Annotated in this window: 14 protein-coding genes; 2 read left to right on the top strand and 12 right to left on the bottom strand. The window is 69.4% G+C overall.

What is annotated here, in order from left to right; genetic code table 11:
• Window positions 1–324: 324 nt before the first annotated feature.
• From SPHPHY_RS0102895 to SPHPHY_RS0102845, 11 genes are all read right to left on the bottom strand, one after another.
• Entirely contained in the window at window positions 325–1,533 is a 1,209-nt protein-coding gene (locus SPHPHY_RS0102895; protein WP_022685216.1) for an ABC transporter permease, read from the bottom strand.
• A gap of 101 nt (window positions 1,534–1,634) precedes the next feature.
• A complete protein-coding gene (locus tag SPHPHY_RS0102890) occupies window positions 1,635–2,354 on the bottom strand; it encodes an ABC transporter ATP-binding protein (protein WP_022685215.1) in 720 nt (239 codons plus the stop codon).
• Window positions 2,344–3,714 carry an efflux RND transporter periplasmic adaptor subunit gene (locus SPHPHY_RS0102885; protein ID WP_022685214.1) on the bottom strand — a complete coding sequence of 457 codons (1,371 nt, stop codon included), beginning with the start codon at window positions 3,712–3,714 and terminating at the stop codon, window positions 2,344–2,346. Before SPHPHY_RS0102885 ends, SPHPHY_RS0102890 begins: the two co-directional genes overlap by 11 nt.
• A complete protein-coding gene (locus tag SPHPHY_RS0102880) occupies window positions 3,714–5,213 on the bottom strand; it encodes an efflux transporter outer membrane subunit (protein WP_022685213.1) in 1,500 nt (499 codons plus the stop codon). Before SPHPHY_RS0102880 ends, SPHPHY_RS0102885 begins: the two co-directional genes overlap by 1 nt.
• A gap of 69 nt (window positions 5,214–5,282) precedes the next feature.
• Window positions 5,283–7,292: an acetyl-CoA carboxylase biotin carboxylase subunit gene (locus SPHPHY_RS0102875; protein WP_022685212.1), complete on the bottom strand. Its 2,010-nt coding sequence runs from the start codon at window positions 7,290–7,292 to the stop codon at window positions 5,283–5,285.
• A 131-nt stretch (window positions 7,293–7,423) separates the two neighbouring features.
• The gene (bioB, locus tag SPHPHY_RS0102870; RefSeq protein WP_022685211.1) at window positions 7,424–8,428 is read right to left on the bottom strand and encodes a biotin synthase BioB; all 1,005 of its coding nucleotides are present in this window, start codon (window positions 8,426–8,428) and stop codon (window positions 7,424–7,426) included.
• Window positions 8,428–8,838 carry a lysozyme inhibitor LprI family protein gene (locus SPHPHY_RS0102865; RefSeq protein ID WP_022685210.1) on the bottom strand — a complete coding sequence of 137 codons (411 nt, stop codon included), beginning with the start codon at window positions 8,836–8,838 and terminating at the stop codon, window positions 8,428–8,430. Before SPHPHY_RS0102865 ends, bioB begins: the two co-directional genes overlap by 1 nt.
• Window positions 8,835–11,030 (bottom strand): methylmalonyl-CoA mutase, encoded by a 2,196-nt coding sequence (scpA, locus tag SPHPHY_RS0102860; RefSeq protein ID WP_043130375.1) that lies wholly within the window; start codon window positions 11,028–11,030, stop codon window positions 8,835–8,837. Before scpA ends, SPHPHY_RS0102865 begins: the two co-directional genes overlap by 4 nt.
• Window positions 11,030–11,824, bottom strand: a complete 795-nt coding sequence (locus SPHPHY_RS0102855) for an enoyl-CoA hydratase-related protein (protein ID WP_022685208.1) — start codon at window positions 11,822–11,824, stop codon at window positions 11,030–11,032. Before SPHPHY_RS0102855 ends, scpA begins: the two co-directional genes overlap by 1 nt.
• Window positions 11,821–12,243, bottom strand: a complete 423-nt coding sequence (gene mce / locus SPHPHY_RS0102850; protein WP_022685207.1) for a methylmalonyl-CoA epimerase — start codon at window positions 12,241–12,243, stop codon at window positions 11,821–11,823. Before mce ends, SPHPHY_RS0102855 begins: the two co-directional genes overlap by 4 nt.
• A gap of 93 nt (window positions 12,244–12,336) precedes the next feature.
• Complete coding sequence (locus SPHPHY_RS0102845; protein ID WP_022685206.1) at window positions 12,337–13,875, bottom strand: acyl-CoA carboxylase subunit beta; 1,539 nt, start codon at window positions 13,873–13,875, stop codon at window positions 12,337–12,339.
• Window positions 13,876–14,104: 229 nt separating this feature from the next.
• Here SPHPHY_RS0102845 and SPHPHY_RS0102840 point away from each other — a divergent pair, with 229 nt between their 5' ends.
• Window positions 14,105–15,466 (top strand): helix-turn-helix domain-containing protein, encoded by a 1,362-nt coding sequence (locus SPHPHY_RS0102840; RefSeq protein WP_022685205.1) that lies wholly within the window; start codon window positions 14,105–14,107, stop codon window positions 15,464–15,466.
• A 51-nt stretch (window positions 15,467–15,517) separates the two neighbouring features.
• Here SPHPHY_RS0102840 and SPHPHY_RS0102835 read toward each other — a convergent pair whose 3' ends face one another.
• Window positions 15,518–17,188 carry an amidohydrolase gene (locus SPHPHY_RS0102835; protein ID WP_051148361.1) on the bottom strand — a complete coding sequence of 557 codons (1,671 nt, stop codon included), beginning with the start codon at window positions 17,186–17,188 and terminating at the stop codon, window positions 15,518–15,520.
• A gap of 44 nt (window positions 17,189–17,232) precedes the next feature.
• On the opposite strand from SPHPHY_RS0102835, the gene SPHPHY_RS0102830 reads away from it, so the two are divergent.
• Window positions 17,233–17,961, top strand: coding sequence for a DUF4163 domain-containing protein (locus SPHPHY_RS0102830; RefSeq protein WP_022685203.1), 729 nt, complete (start codon window positions 17,233–17,235; stop codon window positions 17,959–17,961).
• The last annotated feature ends 157 nt before the right edge of the window (window positions 17,962–18,118 follow it).

Genomic DNA, 18,118 nt, shown 5'->3' with positions numbered 1-18,118 from the left:
CGCGAGCGCCGTCATTGCGAGCCAAGCGAGGCAATAACGGGGTAAAGATCGCAAACCTGCCCGATCGTGCGAGCGCGGTGCGCCCTGACCGATGGATAATCTCCGTTGGCGAACGATCCGGCATTCGTGAGGCGCAGCATGTCGATCCCGCCTGGCGGCTTTCCCGGCTCGCGATAATGGCGGGCGCCGGACGTGAACGGCACGTTCCGCGCGCCGAATCCGGCCAACGATCTTTTCACGCACGTCGATGCTGCGCTGTACCGCGCCAAGCGCGACGGGCGGAACCGGATCGCGCGCGCCGGGTGACGATCGCGCCGGTCCGCGTCATTCGTGGCGTAGCGCGTCGATCGGGTTGAGCGCCGCCGCACGCCGCGCCGGGAAATAGCCGAACACCACCCCGATCACGGCCGAGATCGCAAAGGCGACGATGTTGATCTGCGGATCGAACGTCCACGGCACCTGCAACAGCGGGGTCAGTCCGGCGATCACGCCTTGCGCCAGCACCAGCCCGATCAACCCGCCGAGGCACGACAGCACCACGGCTTCGACCAGGAACTGCAGCAGCACCTCGTGCGCGACCGCGCCGATCGCAAGCCGGATGCCGATCTCGCGCGTGCGCTCGGTAACGCTGACCAGCATGATGTTCATGATGCCGATCCCGCCCACCACCAGGCTGATCGCCGCCACCGCCGCCACGATCCGCGTCAGCGCGGTGGTGGTGCCGGTCAGCGTGTCGCTGATCTGCTTGGTGTCGAAGATATTGAAGTTGTCCTCGCGCCCGTCGCTGATCGTGCGGCGTTCGCGCAGCAGGTCCGTGATCGCGGATTGCACCCCGGCGGTCTGGTAACGCTGGTCGATGCCGACCAGCATCAGGCGGATGTCGCGGTTGCCGGTGAAGCGCCGCTGCACCGCCTTGATCGGCATGACGACGACATCGTCCTGGTCACCACCGAATCCGGCCTGCCCGCGCGTGTTGAGCACCCCGATCACGTCGCAGCTGACATCGCCGAGCCGGAAACGCAGCCCCACCGCCTCGCCACCACGGAACAGGTTCTGGCGGACGGTATTGCCGATGATGCAGACCGCCTTGCCCGCCTGCTCCTCGGCCGGCGTCCAGTACCGGCCGGCGACCAGCGGCCATGGCTGGACCTGGAAATACGCCGCGGTGGTGCCGTTGATCGTCGTCGACCAGTTCGCGCCCTCGTAGATCGCGGTGGCGCTCGCCTGCGCCTGCGGCGCGACCGCGGTGACGCCGGCGATCTGCGTCGCGATCGCCGCGACGTCCTCGGGCGTGAAATCGGGCGGGCGCGGCCCGCCGCCGCCGCGACCGAAGCCCTGCCCGGGGCGGATCTGGAGGATGTTGGTGCCGAGCGCCGCGATCTGCGACTGCACCGCCGCGGTGGTCGCCTTGCCCAGCGTCACCATCGTGACGACCGCGCCGACGCCGATGACGATGCCGAGAATGGTCAGGAACGACCGCAGCAGGTGGCGGCGGATCGAGCGCAGCGCGAGGAGGAGCGTGGTGCCGATCATCTACGCTGCCTTCGTCGTTGCTGGGAGCGAAGCGACGCGGCAATCCGGAGCCGCGCGCGTGCCACCCTGGATTGCTTCGCTCCGCTCGCAATGACGGGGGCTCACGACACCGCCTCGCCCTGCGCGTGCTGCGACTCGATCCGCTCCACCAGCCCGTCGCGAAAATGCACCACGGTACGCGCGAACGCCGCCATGTCGGCTTCATGCGTCACCATCAGCACCGTGATTCCGCTTTCGCGGTTGAGTTCGGTGAGCAACTCCATGATCTCCACCGAACGCTCCGAATCGAGGTTGCCGGTCGGCTCGTCGGCCAGCAGTACGTCCGGACGGGTCACGATCGCCCGCGCGATCGCCACGCGCTGCTGCTGCCCGCCCGACAACTCGGCAGGCGTATGGTCCCACCAGCGGTCGAGCCCGACCTTCTCCAGCGCCGCCATCGCGGTCTCGCGTCGCGCGCGCTTCTCGTCGCCGCGATACAGCAGGGGCAGTTCGACATTCTCCAGCGCGCTGGTGCGGCTGAGCAGGTTGAACCCCTGGAAGACGAAGCCGAGATAGCGCCGCCGCAGCAAGGCGCGTTCGTCACGGTCGAGCGTCTCGACATGATGCCCGCGGAACAGGAACGTCCCCGCACTGGGCACGTCGAGGCAGCCGAGGATGTTCATCGTCGTCGACTTGCCCGATCCGGACGGCCCCATCACGGCCACGAAGTCGCCCGCGTCGATATCGAGATCGACCCCCTTGAGCGCCTGGAACTGCGTCGCCCCCTGGCCATAGACCTTGGTGACGCCGCGTAGCGCGATCAGCGTGCCGTCACCGGCCACGCGACCCGCCCTTGGTGGCACCGCCGCCGGCCGCGGCAGCGGTTTCGCCGCCCGCCAATTGCCCGGTGATGACCTCCTGCCCCGGCTGGAGCGCGCCGGAGATCACCTCGGTCAGCGTTCCGTTGCTGTCGCCGGTCGTCACCTGCAGCGGCTGCGGCGCGCCGTCCGCGCCCTTGACGTAGAGCGTCTGCGTCGCACCGCGACCGACGGTCGCACTGCGCGCCGCACCGCCGCGGCGTGGTGGCCCGGCAAAGATCGCGCCGGTGATCCCGCCCCCCTTGCCGCCGGCCGCCGCCGGCTTGAACCGGAACGCGGCGTTGGGGACGAGCAGCACGTTCTGCTTGTCCGCCGTCACGATGTCGGCGGTGGCGGTCATGCCGGGGCGCAATTGGAGTGTCGGATTCGAGACCGTCAGGTCGGCGGCATAGGACACCACCTGCCCGGTCGTGCTGGTGCTCGACGTACCGCTCGACGACGATGCGGTCGCATTGCTGACGGTCAGGTTAGAGCCGAGATCGACGCGCGCGATCGTCGCCGGGAAGGTCTTGCCCGGGAACGCATCGACGGTGAAGGTCGCCTTCTGCCCGGTCTGCACCTCGCCGACGTCGGCCTCGTCGATCGCGACCTCCAGCTTCATGCGGGTCAGGTCCTCGGCGATCACGAACAGCGTCGGCGTGTTGAACGACGCCGCGACGGTCTGACCGGGATCGACCTGCCGGGCCAGTACCACGCCGTTGACGGGCGAGCGGATGATCGCGCGCGCACGCTGCGTCTGCTGTTGCGACAGTTGCGCGCGCGCCGCGGTGACGTTCGCCTCGGCCACGTTCAGCGCTGCCTTTGCGCGCTGCGCATCGGCCTGCCCGGTCTGCAACTCCGTCTTGGACGGCACGCGGCCCTTCGACAGCCGATAGACCTCGGTCAGCCGCGCGAGTTGCGCCTGCGACTCGGCGAGCGTCGCGCGCGCCTGCGCGACCTGCGCCTCGTTCGCGGCCAGCGTCGCCCTGGCGGCGTTGATCTGGTCGTCGATCTGCTCGGGATCGATCAGCGCCAGCGGTTGCCCGGCCACGACGCGGTCGTTGACGTCGATCACCACCCTGGTCACCAGCCCGGACAGCTGCGAGCCGACCGTGACCTGATTGGTCGGCGCCAGCTTGCCCGTCGCCGACACGGACACGGTCAGCCGCCCGCGCGTGACCGGGGTGGTGGCGTAGCTCACCTTGTCGGGGTCGCCGAACACGCAGCGCGTCAGCAGCAACCCGACCAGCACCACCGCCGCCAACACCAGCGCCCACTTGCCCCAGCGCCGCCATGCCGGCTGCGGCTTCAGCCCCAGGAAATCGTCGAGATTGGTGTCGGCCATCAGGGATTTCCGTTGGTGGGGGCGGGCTGGACCAGAGTGGGCGCACTGGCGGCGCGCGGCGGCGCCTCCGGCACGGTGGCGCTGTCCCAGCCGCCGCCGAGCGCCGCGAACAATTGCACCAGGGCGGTCGCCTCGTCGGCGCGCGCCTGTGCGGCGCTGTTGCGCGTACTGAGCAGCGTGGTTTCCTGCTGGCTGAGCGTCGTGAAATCGCTCAGGCCGCTGCGATATTGCTCGCGCGACAGCAGCGCGGCGTTGCTGGCGGCGTCATAGGCGATGGTCAACTCGCGCTCGCGGCGCTGCGCGGTGTCGAGTGCGACGACCGCATTCTCGACATCCTCCAGCGCGGTCAGCACGGTGCCCTTGTAGGCGGCGAGCGCGGCGTCGGCGGCGGCTTCCTGACCGCGCACCTGACTGCGCAGCCGCCCGCCGTTGAAGATCGCCTGCGTCAGCCCCGCGAACAATCCGCCGGTGACGGTATCCAGCAACGAGCCGACCGTATTGGCGCGCGCGTTGATATTCCCGCTGAACGCGAAATTGGGATAGAGCGCGGCCTCCGCCACGCCGATCTGTGCGGTCGCCGCCGCCAGCGTGCGTTCGGCGGCGCGCACGTCCGGGCGCTGGCGCAGCACATCGGCGGGGATGCCGATGCCGGCGGGCGGCGTGCCGACCGGGATCGGGCGCACCGCGGCCAACCGCGGCTTGAGCGCGCCGGGCGCCTGCGCGGTCAGCACGCCCAATCGCGAGACCGCGGCGTTATATTGCTGTTCCAGCGTCGGGATCGTCGCGGCGGTCTGCGCGCGCTGCTGCCGCGCCTGTTCCTGATCAAGCGACGACACCAGCCCGGCCTGGAGGCGGAAGCCGGCAATCTCGAGATTGTCCTCCTGCAACGCCAGGCTGGCGCGCGCATTGGCGAGTTGCTGCTGGTAGAGTCGCGCCAAGACGTAATTCTGCGCCACGGCCTGCTGCACGCTCAGCAAGGCGGCCGCGTAATCGAACCCGGACGCCTGATATTGCGCGCGGCTCGCCTCGATCGTGCGGCGCACCTCGCCGAACAGCCCGAGCTGGTACGACGCGCTGCCGCCCACCGAGAAATTGTTCGCGCCGCCGCCACCGCCGATGTTCTGGACGGTGCCATCGGGCAGCGTGATCGTCTGCCCGCCGCCACGCAGCGTTTCCGAGCGGCTGTAGCCGGTATTGCCGCTGATCGTCGGCAACAGGTCGGCACGGCTCTGCACCAGCGCCTCGCGCGCCTGCCGCAGCCGCGCCACTGCCTGTGCGACGTCGGTGTTCGCGGCCGTCGCCTGCTCCACCAATTCGCCCAGCACCGGATCGTCGAAGCGCTGCCACCAGTGCGTCAGGTCCTCGGCGGTCGGCGCCGCCGGCACCGAATAGCCGGCGGGCACCGCCAGCGTCGCGGTGGACGGCGGGCGGTAATCGGGTCCGACGGTGCAGCCCGCGGCGACCAGCGCGAGCGCCGGGCAGAGAAGAACGCGCCTCATGCCCGGGTGCATGAAGCAGCCGAGGCGCGCGCGTCCAGCGCTAATGTGTCGCGACGTGTCGCGTCCGGGTCATTCCAGTTCCAGAATGACCTGATCGACGGTCAGGCTGTCGCCAGCCTGCGCCTGCACCGCGGCGACGGTGCCGGCCTTCTCGGCGCGCAGAATGTTCTCCATCTTCATCGCCTCCACCACCGCCAGCGCCTGTCCGGCCTCGACCCCGTCGCCCTTCGCGACGTCGAGCCGCACCAGCAGCCCCGGCATCGGCGCGATCACGAATCGCGACAGGTCCGGCGGCACCTTCTCGATCAGATGTGCGGCATACGGCGCGATGTGCGCGGGCAGCACGCGCACGTCGTGGCTCTTGCCGCGTGCCGCCAGCGCGAAGCCGTCGCGACGCCGCGTGACCGCGACGGTCAACGGATCGCGACCGGAGACCGTCGCGATGCGCGCCCCCGGCGTCCAGTCGACCACACCGTCGATCACGGTGCCATCGACCGTCACCGCGCCGCTCGCGAGCGACACCGCATGATCCTCCCTGTCGATCCGCACCACCCAGTCGGCGGGCGCGGCCAGCGGGCCGCCGAGCTGCCCGTCGATCCCGCGCGCGCGCGTCGCCTGGGCATGCGCCGCAACCCCCGCAACCGCCGCCAGCGCGCGCAGCACGTCCGGCGTGGCGGGAGCGCCGTGAAAGCCGTCGGGATATTCCTCGGCGATGAAGCCGGTGGTGATCGCGCCCGACCGGAAGCGCGGATGCTGCATCAGCGCGGACAGAAAATGGAGGTTCGTTCCCGGCCCCTGGATCGTGAAGCGGTCGAGCGCCGCGACCTGCGCATCGATCGCCGCCGCGCGCGTCGGCGCCCAGGTGACGAGCTTGGCGATCATCGGGTCGTAGAACATGCTGACCTCGCCGCCCTCGCGGACGCCGTCGTCGATGCGGATGCGGACGTCGTCGCTCGACCCGGGCGCTGCCTCGGGCGTCGGCCGTGGAGGATCGTAGCGCACCAGCCGCCCGATGCTCGGCAGGAACCCGCGATACGGATCCTCGGCGTAGACGCGGTTCTCGATCGACCAGCCGTCGAGCCGCACGTCTTCCTGCCCGAACGCCAGCCGCTCGCCGGCGGCGACACGGATCATCTGCTCGACCAGATCCAGCCCGGTGATCTCCTCGGTCACGGGATGCTCGACCTGGAGCCGGGTGTTCATCTCGAGGAAGTAGAAGCTTTCGCCGGTGGTGTCGGCGCCGGACACGATCAGCTCGACCGTACCCGCCGAGTAATAGCCGACCGCCCGCGCCAGCGCGACCGCCTGCTCGCCCATCGCCTTGCGCATCGCCGGCGTCACGAACGGCGACGGTGCTTCCTCGACCACCTTCTGGTGGCGGCGCTGGATCGAGCATTCACGTTCGTTGAGGTAGACGATGTTGCCATGCTGGTCGCCGAGCAGCTGGATCTCGATGTGGCGCGGGCTCTCGATGAACTTCTCGATGAACACGCGGTCGTCGCCGAATGACGCCAGTCCCTCGCGCTTCGTCGCCTCGAAGCCGTCGCGCACGTCCTGTTCGGACCACGCCAGCCGCATCCCCTTGCCACCACCGCCCGCGCTGGCCTTCATCATCACCGGGAAGCCGATCTCCGCGGCGATCCGCACCGCCTCCTCGGTATCCGCGATCTCGCCGAGATAGCCGGGCACGACATTGACGCCGGCGGCCCTGGCGAGCTTCTTCGACTCGATCTTGTCGCCCATCGCCGCGATCGCGTTCGGCGGCGGACCGACGAAGGCGATACCCGCCTCGGCACAGGCGCGCGCGAAGCTCTCACGCTCGCTGAGGAAGCCGTAGCCAGGGTGGATGCAATCCGCGCCCGTCTCCCTGGCCGCCAGCAGGATCAACTCCGCCTTCAGATAGCTTTCCGCCGCCGGCGCCGGCCCCAGACGCACCGCCTCGTCCGCCATCAACACATGCGGGCTGCGCGCGTCGGCGTCCGAATAGACCGCCACGGTGGCGATCCCCATCCGCTTGGCGGTGCGGAACACCCGGCACGCGATCTCGCCGCGGTTGGCGACCAGGATCTTCTTGAACAACGGCCTCTCCTTTTATCGTTCGTCGCTCCTGCCGCGGCAGGCGCCGATGTCCGTCCCATCCGAATTGCGCAGTCCGTCGGCGTGCCCCACACCCGGCAAGGATGGACTCTGCCTGTGAAGGCGCCGCGCTCCTACTCCGCCGCCTCGCAGACCCGCATCGGCTCTTGCGTCACCATCGGACGCACGCCGAGTTTCGCGAACAGCGTCGCATCGGCGCTGTCGCCGCGGTTGCCGGCGGTCAGCAGCTTGTCGCCGGTGAAGATCGAGTTCGCACCGGCCATGAAGCACAGCGCCTGAGTCGCCTCCGACATGCTCTCGCGCCCCGCCGACAGCCGCACCATGCTGAGCGGCATCGTGACACGCGCCACCGCCACCGTCCGCACGAACTCGATGTCGTCGATCTGCGCGAGCGGGGTATCGGCAAGCATGTCGCCCAGCACCGTGCCCTTCACGGGCACCAGCGCGTTGACCGGCACGCTTTCGGGATGGCGCGGCAAGGTGGCGAGCGCGTGCACGAAACCGACGCGATCGTCGCGCGTCTCGCCCATCCCGACGATGCCGCCGCAGCACACGTTGATCCCGGCCGCGCGCACCTGCTCCAGCGTGTCGAGCCGCTCGCCAAAGGTGCGGGTCGTGATGACGTCACCGTACCGCTCCGGCGAGGTGTCGATATTGTGGTTGTAGTAATCGAGCCCCGCCGCGCCGAGCCGCTGCGCCTGAGCAGGCGTCAGCATGCCCAGCGTCATGCAGGTCTCCAGCCCCATGCCGCGCACGCCCTCGATCATCTGGACGATCGCGTCCATGTCGCGGTCCTTGGGGTTGCGCCACGCCGCGCCCATGCAGAAGCGTTGCGAACCGGCGTCCTTCGCCTCCGCGGCGCGCTGCAGCACCGCCTGCACGTCCATCAGCTTGGTCGCCTTCACCCCGCTGTCAGCCGCCACCGATTGCGAGCAATACCCGCAATCCTCGGGGCAGCCGCCGGTCTTGATCGACAACAACGTGCACAGCTGCACCTGCGAAGGTGCGTGATGCGCGCGGTGGACGGTCTGCGCGCGGAACATCAGCTCGTCGAACGGCAGGTCGAACAGCGTCGCGATCTCCTCGCGCGTCCAGTCGTTGCGGGTCGTCGCGTCCATCACCGTTGCCACATCAAGCCTTTCAATTGCACGGTTCGTTCCTTGGTCAGCCGTGCCATGCACTGCAAGCGCGTCATCGCGCCCAGCGAGCCGCCGGCGAACTCCCCGCCTTCGATCACGCACTGCCTGTCGCGAAACGCCAGCCACGCACGCTGGCTGGCGAGCGTGGCGGCGGCATAGCCGAACCCGCCGCCGCGCGAGGTGTCGGCGGCGTCGCGGCGCTTCATCGCGGCATAGCTGCGCTGCCATTGCCGCGTCATCGCGGCGTCCGCGGTCTTGTAGCTGGTCGCGGCCTGCGCATTCATCTCCGCCTGCGTCTGCGCGCCGGCCGGGGAAAGCGCGACCAGCAGCGCAAGTGCCGCTGCGCCCGCCGAAAGCCGACCGCGGGCCAGCGACCATGTCCCGGTCATGCCGCGTCTCCTTGTGGCGGCATGTTGTGGCCGAGCAACCGCAACACCTCCTCCGCCGCGGTGATCAGGTTCGTGCCCGGTCCGAAGATCGCCTGCACCCCGGCGTCGAACAGCGCCTGATAATCCTGCGCCGGGATCACCCCGCCCGCGATCACCTTGATATCGGCACGGCCGGCGTCGCGCAGGTGGCCGATCAGTTCGGGGATCAACGTCTTGTGCCCCGCGGCCAGGCTGGAGGCGCCGACGACATCGACCTGCTTCTCCAGCGCGAGCGAAGCGACTTCCGAGGGGGTCTGGAACAACGGGCCGGGCACGATCTCGAACCCCAGGTCACCGAACATGCTGCTGACCAGATTGGCGCCGCGGTCGTGCCCGTCCTGCCCCATCTTCGCCACCAGCATCCGCGGCCGCCGCCCCAGCCGGCGCTCGGTCGCCGCCACGCCCTCTTCCAGACGCGTCCACCGCGCATCGTCGGCATAGGCGCCGCCGTAGATGCCCTTCACGGGCGTCGGTTGCGTGCCGAAACGCCCGAAGACATCCTCCATCGCGCTGCTGATCTCGCCCAGCGTGGCGCGGGCGCGCGCGCAATCGACCGCGAGCGCCAGCAGATTGCCGTCGCCACGCGCGCCCTCGCGCAGTGCATCCAGCGCGGCGCGGCAGGCATCGTCGTCGCGCGCTGCCTTCACCGCGCGGATGCGGCGGATCTGCGCCTCGCGCACCGCGTGATTGTCGACGTCGAGGATCTCGATCGGATCCTCGTTCTCCTTGCGGTATTTGTTGACCCCGACGATCACGTCCTCGCCACGATCGACCCGCGCGGCGCGCGCCGCGCTGGCTTCCTCGATCATCGCCTTGGGCCAGCCCGCCGCCACCGCCTGCGCCATGCCGCCCTCGCGCTCGACACGCTCGACGATCGTCCAGGCATCGTCGACGAGCCGCTTCGTCAGCGCTTCGACATAATAACTGCCGCCCAGCGGATCGACGACGTTCGTCATCCCGGTCTCTTCCTGGATCACCAGCTGCGTGTTGCGCGCGATCCGGGCGGAGAAATCGGTCGGCAGCGCGATCGCCTCGTCCAGCGCGTTGGTGTGCAGCGATTGCGTGCCGCCCAGCATCGCGGCCATCGCCTCGATCGTGGTGCGCATCACGTTGTTGTACGGGTCCTGCTCGGTCAGCGAGACGCCGCTGGTCTGGCAATGGGTCCGCAGCATTTTCGACCGCTCGTCCCGCGCGCCGAGATTGGTCATCACGCGATGCCACAACACGCGCGCGGCGCGCAGCTTGGCAATTTCCATGAAGAAGTTCATGCCGATCGCGAAGAAGAAGCTGAGCCGCCCGGCGAACCTGTCGATGTCCAGCCCGGAGGCAACACCGTATTTTACATATTCCATGCCGTCGGCGATGGTGAAGGCGAGTTCCTGCACCTGCGTCGCGCCGGCTTCCTGCATGTGATAGCCGGAAATCGAGATGCTGTTGAACTTCGGCATCTCGCGGCTGGTGTAGCCGAAGATGTCGCTGATGATCCGCATGCTGGGTTCGGGCGGGTAGATATACGTGTTGCGGACCATGAACTCCTTGAGGATGTCGTTCTGGATGGTCCCGTCGAGCAATTTGCGGTCGACGCCCTGTTCCTCGCCGGCGACGATGAAGAAGGCGAGGATCGGGATCACCGCGCCGTTCATCGTCATGCTGACCGACATCTGATCCAGCGGGATACCGTCGAACAGGATCTTCATGTCCTCGACGGTGTCGATCGCCACCCCCGCCTTGCCGACGTCGCCGGTCACGCGCGGATGATCGCTGTCGTAGCCGCGGTGCGTGGCGAGATCGAAAGCCACCGACAGCCCCTTCTGCCCCGCCTTCAGGTTGCGGTGATAGAAGGCGTTCGACGCCTCGGCGGTCGAAAAGCCGGCATATTGGCGGATCGTCCACGGTCGTCCGGCGTACATCGTCGCGCGTACACCGCGCGCGAACGGCGCGAAGCCGGGCAGGCCGGGGTCCCATCCCTCCACGTCCGCCGCGGTGTAGAGCGGCTTGACGTCGATCCCCTCGGGCGTGCGCCACGTCAGGTCGCGACCCTTCACCTCCTTGGCCGCCGCCGCCGTCCAGCCTTCGCTGCCGGTCGGCGCGGGTGTGCCCGTGCGCGCCGCCGCGCCGCTGTCCTCGCCGATGTTGCGTTCCCCGGTCACGATCAGCGGCCCTCGAACGCCGGTTTGCGCTTCTCGCCGAACGCGCGCACCGCCTCGGCGAAGTCGCGGGTGTGCCCGGCGCGGGTCTGGTTCTCGCGCTCCACCGCCAAGGATTGCTCCAGATCCATCGACAGCGCGGCGGCCACCTGCTTGCGGATCATCCCGATCGCCACGGACGGCCCCGCGGCCAGCTTCGCGGCCAACGCCTGCGTTTCCGCCAGCACCGCGGCATCGTCCACCACGCGCGTCACCAGCCCGGCGGCGAGCGCCTCCGCGGCCGACACACGCTCGCCGAGCAGCGCCATTTCGAGCGCCTTGGTCCGCCCCGCGCCCTTGGCGACCAGCCATGTCGCCCCGGCATCGGGCACCAGCCCGATGTTGACGAACGCCAGCAACACATAGGCCGATCGCGCCATCACGCTGATATCGCCGAGCAACGCCAGCCCCAGCCCGGCACCGACCGCCGGCCCGTTGATCGCGGTCAGGAACGGCACGTCGAGCGCGGCGACCTTGCGGACGAACGGATTGTAGCTGGTATCCAGCGACTCGCCGAGGTCGCGCGGCATCGGCGCTGCCCCAGAATCCTCGGCATCTCCGACCAGATCCGCGCCCGAGCAGAAGGCGCCGCCGGTCCCGGTCAGCACGATCGCGCGCGCGCCTTGCTCAAGCGCGGCGTCGATCCCGGCGGTCAGCTCCGCAAACACGCGCGGCGTCAGCGCGTTCATCCGCGCCGGCCGGTCGATCGCCAGCGTCGCGACGCGATCGGCGAGATCGAAGGTAATCGTCTCGTAGGTCAATGCGCGTCCTCCCGTGGCGTTTCCATCAGCTCGACCAGCACCCCGCCCATGTCGCGCGGGTGGACGAACACGATCGGCGTCCCGTGCGCACCGATGCGCGGTTCGCCGAGGATCGTCGCGCCCTTCGCCTGCATCCCGGCGACCGCGGCGTGGATGTCCGGCACCTCGAAGCAGACGTGATGCTGCCCGCCGGCCGGGTTCTTCCGAAGGAAGCCGGCGATCGGCGATGTGTCGTCATACGGCTCGATCAATTCGATCTGCGTGTTCGGCGCGTCGATGAAACACACCTTCACCCCCTGCGCGGGGAGGTCGAACGGCTCGCCGATCGCCTCTGCGCCGAGCAGAACGCGGTAGGTTTCGATCGCGCGCGCGATCGACGGCGTGGCGATGCCGATGTGGTTGAGGCGGCCGAGGGTCATGCGGCGTCTCCCGCTGTCATCGCGAGCATAGCGAAGCAATCCAGTGTCCCCACGCCGCCCGGCCTCGCTTCGCTCCGCTCGCGACGACGGAGACTACAACGGTATATTGTCATGCTTCTTCCACGGATTCTCCAGCGCCTTGCCGCGCAGCTTGCGCAACCCCAGAGCGATCCGGCGGCGGGTGGAGTGCGGCTGGATCACCTCGTCGATAAAACCTTTGCTCGCCGCGACGAACGGGTTGGCGAAGCGCGCCTCATATTCCGCGGTGCGCTCGGCGATCTCATCGGCCGTCCTGCCGCGGAAGATGATCTCCACCGCACCCTTCGCGCCCATCACCGCGATCTCCGCGGTCGGCCACGCATAGTTCAGGTCGCCGCGCAGGTGCTTGGACGCCATCACGTCATACGCGCCGCCGTATGCCTTGCGCGTGATGACGGTGATCTTCGGCACCGTCGCCTCGGCATAGGCGAACAGCAGTTTCGCGCCATGCTTGATGATGCCGTTATGCTCCTGCGCGGTGCCGGGAAGGAAGCCGGGCACGTCGACGAAGGTCACGATCGGGATCTCGAACGCGTCGCAGAACCGTACGAAGCGCGCCGCCTTGCGGCTGGAGTTGATGTCGAGCACGCCGGCCAGCACCAGCGGCTGGTTCGCGACGATGCCGATCGTCCGCCCCTCAATGCGCCCGAAGCCGCACAGGATGTTGCCGCCATGCGCCGGCTGAACCTCGAAGAAATCGCCCTCGTCGACGACCTTCGCGATCAGCTCGTGCATGTCGTACGGCTGGTTGGCGTTGGCCGGGATCAGCGTGTCGAGGCTCGGCTCGGCACGGTCCCACGGATCATCGGTGGGGCGCTCCGGCACGCGCCCATTTCCCTTGGCACGGTTGGACGCCGGCAGGAAATCGATGAAGTCGCGCGCCGCCAGCAGCGCCTCGACATCGTTCTCGAACGCCACGTCGGCGACGCTGGTCCTGGTGGTGTGCGTCACCGCGCCGCCCAGCGCCTCCTGCGTCACCACCTCGTTGGTCACCGTCTTCACCACGTCCGGGCCGGTGACGAACATGTAGCTGGAATCCTTCACCATGAAGATGAAGTCGGTCATCGCCGGCGAATACACCGCACCGCCCGCGCACGGCCCCATGATGAGGCTCAGCTGCGGCACCACGCCCGATGCCAGCACGTTGCGCTGGAACACCTCGGCATAGCCACCCAGCGACGCCACGCCTTCCTGGATGCGTGCGCCGCCAGAATCGTTGATGCCGATCACCGGCGCGCCGACCTTCATGGCCATGTCCATGATCTTGCAGATCTTCTGCGCGTGACGTTCGGACAACGAGCCGCCGAAGACGGTAAAATCCTGCGAGAAGACGAACACCAGCCGGCCGTTGATCGTCCCCGATCCGGTGACCACGCCGTCGCCGGGCACCACCTGATCCTGCATCCCGAAGTCGGTGCAATTGTGCTCGACGAACATGTCGAGCTCCTCGAAACTGCCCTCGTCCAGCAGCACGTCCAGCCGCTCGCGCGCGGTCAGCTTGCCCTTGGCATGCTGCGCATCGATGCGCTTCTGCCCGCCGCCGGCTCGCGCCGCCGCGCGCCTGCTGTCCAGTTCGGCGATCGTCGATGACATCTTTCTCTCCCGCGGCCAGCGGCGTTGTGCCCGCCGCACACCGCGCAGGCAAATGTGAAGTTGCGAACTTGCGAAGGCTCCACTTGCGAAGTCTCGTCGCTCGTGCGTAGGCGTCGCGCATGACTGCATCGTATCTTCCGCGGCCGCGCACACGCACGATGGAGAATGTGCGACCGATCGACACGGCGCCCACAAACGCCGGTCCACGCTTGCGCAGGAGCGGTCGGCGGTGAAATCCCGCCTCTACGTCGGCGCGCAACTCCGCGTGCTGCGCCAGAGCGCCGGCCTCAACCAGCGCGCGATGGCGGCGCGGCTCGGACTGTCGGTGAGCTACCTGTCACAGCTCGAGGCCGACGAGCGCCCGCTCACCGCCGCGGTCACTGCCGCCCTCGCGCGCCACTTCCCCGCCGCGCTCGCCGACATCGAAGGCGAGGCCCCGGCACGGCGGCTCGTCGCGCTGGGTCATGCGCTCGCCGATCCGGCGGTCGCGCCGCTGCCGCCGGAGGAGATCGCGCGCCTTGCGGAGGAACGCCCGGCGCTCGCCGACCGGCTGATCGCGCTCCACGCCGCGAAACGTGCCGCCGAGGACCGCGTCGCGCTCGCCGAGGAGGCGCTGACCGCCGGCGTCGGCGCGCGGCTGCCGTGGGAGGCGGTCCGCGACTGGTTTCACGAGGCGGGCAATTACATCGACCCGCTCGATCGCGCCGCGGAAAACTGGGCGCAGGCGCACGATCCGGCCGCGCTCGACGCCGCACTGACGGTGCACGGCATCGCGCTTTCCACCGACGCGCGCGAGGAAGCGCCGCTGGCGCGCTTCGACGGTGCGACGCTGCATCTCAACGCCGCGCTACCCGCCGAAAGCCGCCGTTTCCTGATCGCCAACCGCATCGCCGCGCTCGCGTTCGCCGCCCCGATCGCCGCGATCGTCGCCGGCTCCGCACTGGTCCAGCCCGAGGCGCGGCGGCTGCTCGCGATCGGGCTCGCCAATTACGCCGCGGGCGCGATGCTGATGCCCTATGCCGCGTTCCGCGACACCGCGCGCGTGGTACGCCACGACATCGACCGGCTCTCGCGGCGCTTCGGCACCAGCTTCGAACAGGCGTGTCACCGGCTCTCGACGCTGCAACGGCCGGGCGCGGAAGGCATCCCGTTCTACTTCTGCCGCATCGACATGGCGGGCAACATCACCAAGCGCCATTCGGCGACCCGGCTGCAATTCGCCCGCTTTGGCGGTGCCTGCCCGCTGTGGCACGTCCACGAGGCCGTCGCGATCCCGGACCGCATCCTGGTGCAGCATGCCGAGACGCCCGACGGCGTCCGCTACGTCTCGATGGCCAAGGGGCTGGTGAAGCCGTCGGGGCGGTTCGCGCGCGCGCCGCGCCGCTACGCGGTGGCGCTGGGGTGCGAGGCCGCGCACGCCGCCGACTTCGTCTATGCCGATGCGGTCGACCTGCGCAGCCCGACGCCGATCGGGATCAGCTGCCGGCTATGCCCGCGCGCCGATTGCGACCAGCGCGCCTTCCCGCCGACCGACCGCGCGATCGCGGTGGATGGCGACGTGCGCGGCGTGGTGCCGTACCGTGTGATGTAGCGCCGGACGACGCGAGCCTGACCCACGCCGACGTGGCGGGCCGGCGCTCCGCTACTTCCGCTCCCACGCCTTCGCGCCGCCGATCCACGTCTCCAGCACCCTGGTCTGCCGCAGGTCGCCCGGCGCCGCCGTCAATGGATCGCGGTCGAGCAGCAGGAAGTCGGCGCGCTGGCCGGGGGCGAGGATCCCGAACTTCTGGTCGGCGAAGCCGGCGAAGCTTGCGCCGCCGGTGAACGCCCACCACGCCTGTTCGCGCGACACCGCCTGTTCGGGGTGCCAGCCGCCCGCCGGCTGCCCGTCGGCATCGATCCGCGTGAACGCCGCCGCCCAGCCGGCCCACGGATCGGGCTTCTCCACCGGCGCGTCGGACCCGAACGCCAGTGTCGCGCCGTCGTCCAGCAACGTCTTCCACGCATAGGCGCCCGCCAGCCGCGCCGGCCCCAGCCGCGCCTCCGCCATCACGCGGTCGCTGGTCTGGTGCGTCGGCTGCATCGAGGCGATGATGCCGTATTTGCCGAACGCGCCCATATCCGGGGCATCGACCACCTGCGCATGCTCGATCCGCCAACGCCGGTCACCCTTGTAGGTCTGCGACAGCTCGGCGATCGCATCCAGCACCTGTTGGTCGGCACGGTCGCCGATCGCGTGGACCGCGACCTGATAGCCGTCCATCGCCGCGCGGCTCATGATGTTCTGCAACTGGTCGTCGGTCAGGAACCCCAGCCCGCGCTGCCCCGGCGCGTCGGCGTAATCGGCCTTCAGCCATGCGCCGCGCGAACCCAGCGCGCCATCGGCGTACAGCTTCACGCCCTCCAGCCGCAGCCGATCGTCGTACAGCCACGGCGTCGGCCCGGTGCCACCGATCGTCACCGCCGTATCGATCCCCATGCCGTAGGACATGATCCGCACGCGCAGCGCGTTGATGTCGCCCATGCGGCGATAGGTCATCCAGTCGTCGACGCTGGTGCCCATGTCGCCGACGGCGGTGATGCCGTAGCCGAGCAGGATCTGCTGCGCCTTCAGGAAGGCGGCGGTGCGGTCCTTCGGGCTGACCTTCGGCACGACGCGCGTGACCAGGTCGGTCGCGCGATCGACCAGCACGCCCAGCGGCTTCTCGATCCGCCCGCCGGCCGGCGCCGCGGTGGCGGCGGAGACGCCCGCCAGCTTCAACGCGGCGCTGTTGCCCCAGCCGGCGTGGCCGTCGGCACGCGCCAGCCACACCGGGCGATCGCCGACGATGGCGTCGAGATCGGCGGCGGTCGGGAAGCGGCCCAGCTTCCACACCTCCTGGTTCCAGCCGCGCCCGATGATCCACTGCCGCTCGGGGTTGTCGCGCGCATAGGCCGCGACCTTCGCCTTGGCCTCCTCCAGCGTGCGGGTGTCGGACAGGTCGAGCGTCAGCGCCGCCAGCCCCAGCTCCACGACATGCGTGTGCGCATCGATCATGCCGGGCACCAGCACGCGCCCCTTCATGTCGGCGCGCCAGTCGTAGCGCGGGCCGGGGTTCTTCTTGGTCCGCTTCGGCGGCTCTTCGTCGGGTGCGATCAGCCGCACGACCTTGCCCTGCGGATCGATCACCATCGCCTTGAAGCGCACCACCTGCCGGTCGCGATTCAGCGTCAGGCCGGTGACGTTGTCGATCAGCGCGTCGGCGGCGGCGCTCGCGGCGACGGAAAGGCCGGCGAGTGCGCCCAGCGCGGCAGTCAGATGGCGTCGGTTCATGTCCGCTGCCATATGGCGGGCGCGGGCTTTTGGCGAGGTGTGTCATGCGGTGGACGGCGGGTGCGATGATGCTGGCGATGGCGTTCCCGGCGACAGCCGCGCAGCACGCCCCCGCGGCGGTCGCGGTGACGCAGAAGACCGCCGCGCTCGATTTCTCCTATAGCTATCCCGCCGTCGCGGCGCGGATCGCGCCGCTGCGGCGCTGGCTCGACGCCGACCGGGCGCGACTGCGCACCCGCGCCCTGCGCGGCGCCGACGACGATCGACGCGAACGCGGCGCCGGCTTCCCCTTCCACCAACATGACGCGACCCGCACGTGGAAGGTGGTGACCGAAACGCCGCGGCTGCTCAGCCTGTCGGGCGAGACCTACCGCTTCACCGGCGGCGCGCACGGCAACACGGTGCTGGAGCCGCTGGTGTGGGACAAGGCCCGCGCTGCGCGGGTCGATCCACGGAAGATGTTCGCCTCGCCGGTCGCGCTCCAGCGTTTGTGGGGCGCGACCTGGTGCGGCAAGCTGAAGGCCGAACGCACCCGCCGGATGCAGGGCGCCCCGGCCGCCGACGACATCTTCCCGTGCCCGCCGATCGCCGAACTGACGCTGCTGCTCGGCTCCACCGATGGCCGCGCGATCGACCGCATTGGCTTGATCGCCGGGCAATATGTCGCGGGGTCCTATGCCGAGGGGATGTACGAGGTGACGCTGCCCGTCACCCCGGCATTGCTGGAGATCGTAAGGCCGGAATGGCGCCGCGCGTTCGCCGTCGGACGCTGAGCGTCGGTTGGGAACGGCCTTTGGTGCATAGGCACGGGCGGATGCTTATCCACTGAAGTCAAACGACATCCCTCTGGGCTACGCCGTCATTGCGCGCGCAATGACGAACGATCCGATGTGGCGCAGCCAACGAAGCGCTCGCCACCTTTCCCGATGA

Origin of the sequence: Sphingomonas phyllosphaerae 5.2 (genome assembly GCF_000419605.1) — a bacterium.
GTDB classification, from domain to species: Bacteria; Pseudomonadota; Alphaproteobacteria; order Sphingomonadales; family Sphingomonadaceae; genus Sphingomonas; species Sphingomonas phyllosphaerae_B.
This window is presented reverse-complemented; position numbering and strand designations above follow the sequence as displayed.

What these genes read in the sequence shown, in the direction of transcription:
- SPHPHY_RS0102895 (WP_022685216.1), bottom strand. Translation starts at nt 1,533, where the DNA reads ATGATCGGCACCACGCTCCTCCTCGCGCTGCGCTCGATCCGCCGCCAC.
- SPHPHY_RS0102885 (WP_022685214.1), bottom strand. Translation starts at nt 3,714, where the DNA reads ATGGCCGACACCAATCTCGACGATTTCCTGGGGCTGAAGCCGCAGCCG.
- SPHPHY_RS0102880 (WP_022685213.1), bottom strand. Translation starts at nt 5,213, where the DNA reads ATGAGGCGCGTTCTTCTCTGCCCGGCGCTCGCGCTGGTCGCCGCGGGC.
- bioB (WP_022685211.1), bottom strand. Translation starts at nt 8,428, where the DNA reads ATGGACGCGACGACCCGCAACGACTGGACGCGCGAGGAGATCGCGACG.
- SPHPHY_RS0102865 (WP_022685210.1), bottom strand. Translation starts at nt 8,838, where the DNA reads ATGACCGGGACATGGTCGCTGGCCCGCGGTCGGCTTTCGGCGGGCGCA.
- mce (WP_022685207.1), bottom strand. Translation starts at nt 12,243, where the DNA reads ATGACCCTCGGCCGCCTCAACCACATCGGCATCGCCACGCCGTCGATC.
- SPHPHY_RS0102845 (WP_022685206.1), bottom strand. Translation starts at nt 13,875, where the DNA reads ATGTCATCGACGATCGCCGAACTGGACAGCAGGCGCGCGGCGGCGCGA.
- SPHPHY_RS0102835 (WP_051148361.1), bottom strand. Translation starts at nt 17,188, where the DNA reads ATGAACCGACGCCATCTGACTGCCGCGCTGGGCGCACTCGCCGGCCTT.
- SPHPHY_RS0102830 (WP_022685203.1), top strand. Translation starts at nt 17,233, where the DNA reads ATGCGGTGGACGGCGGGTGCGATGATGCTGGCGATGGCGTTCCCGGCG.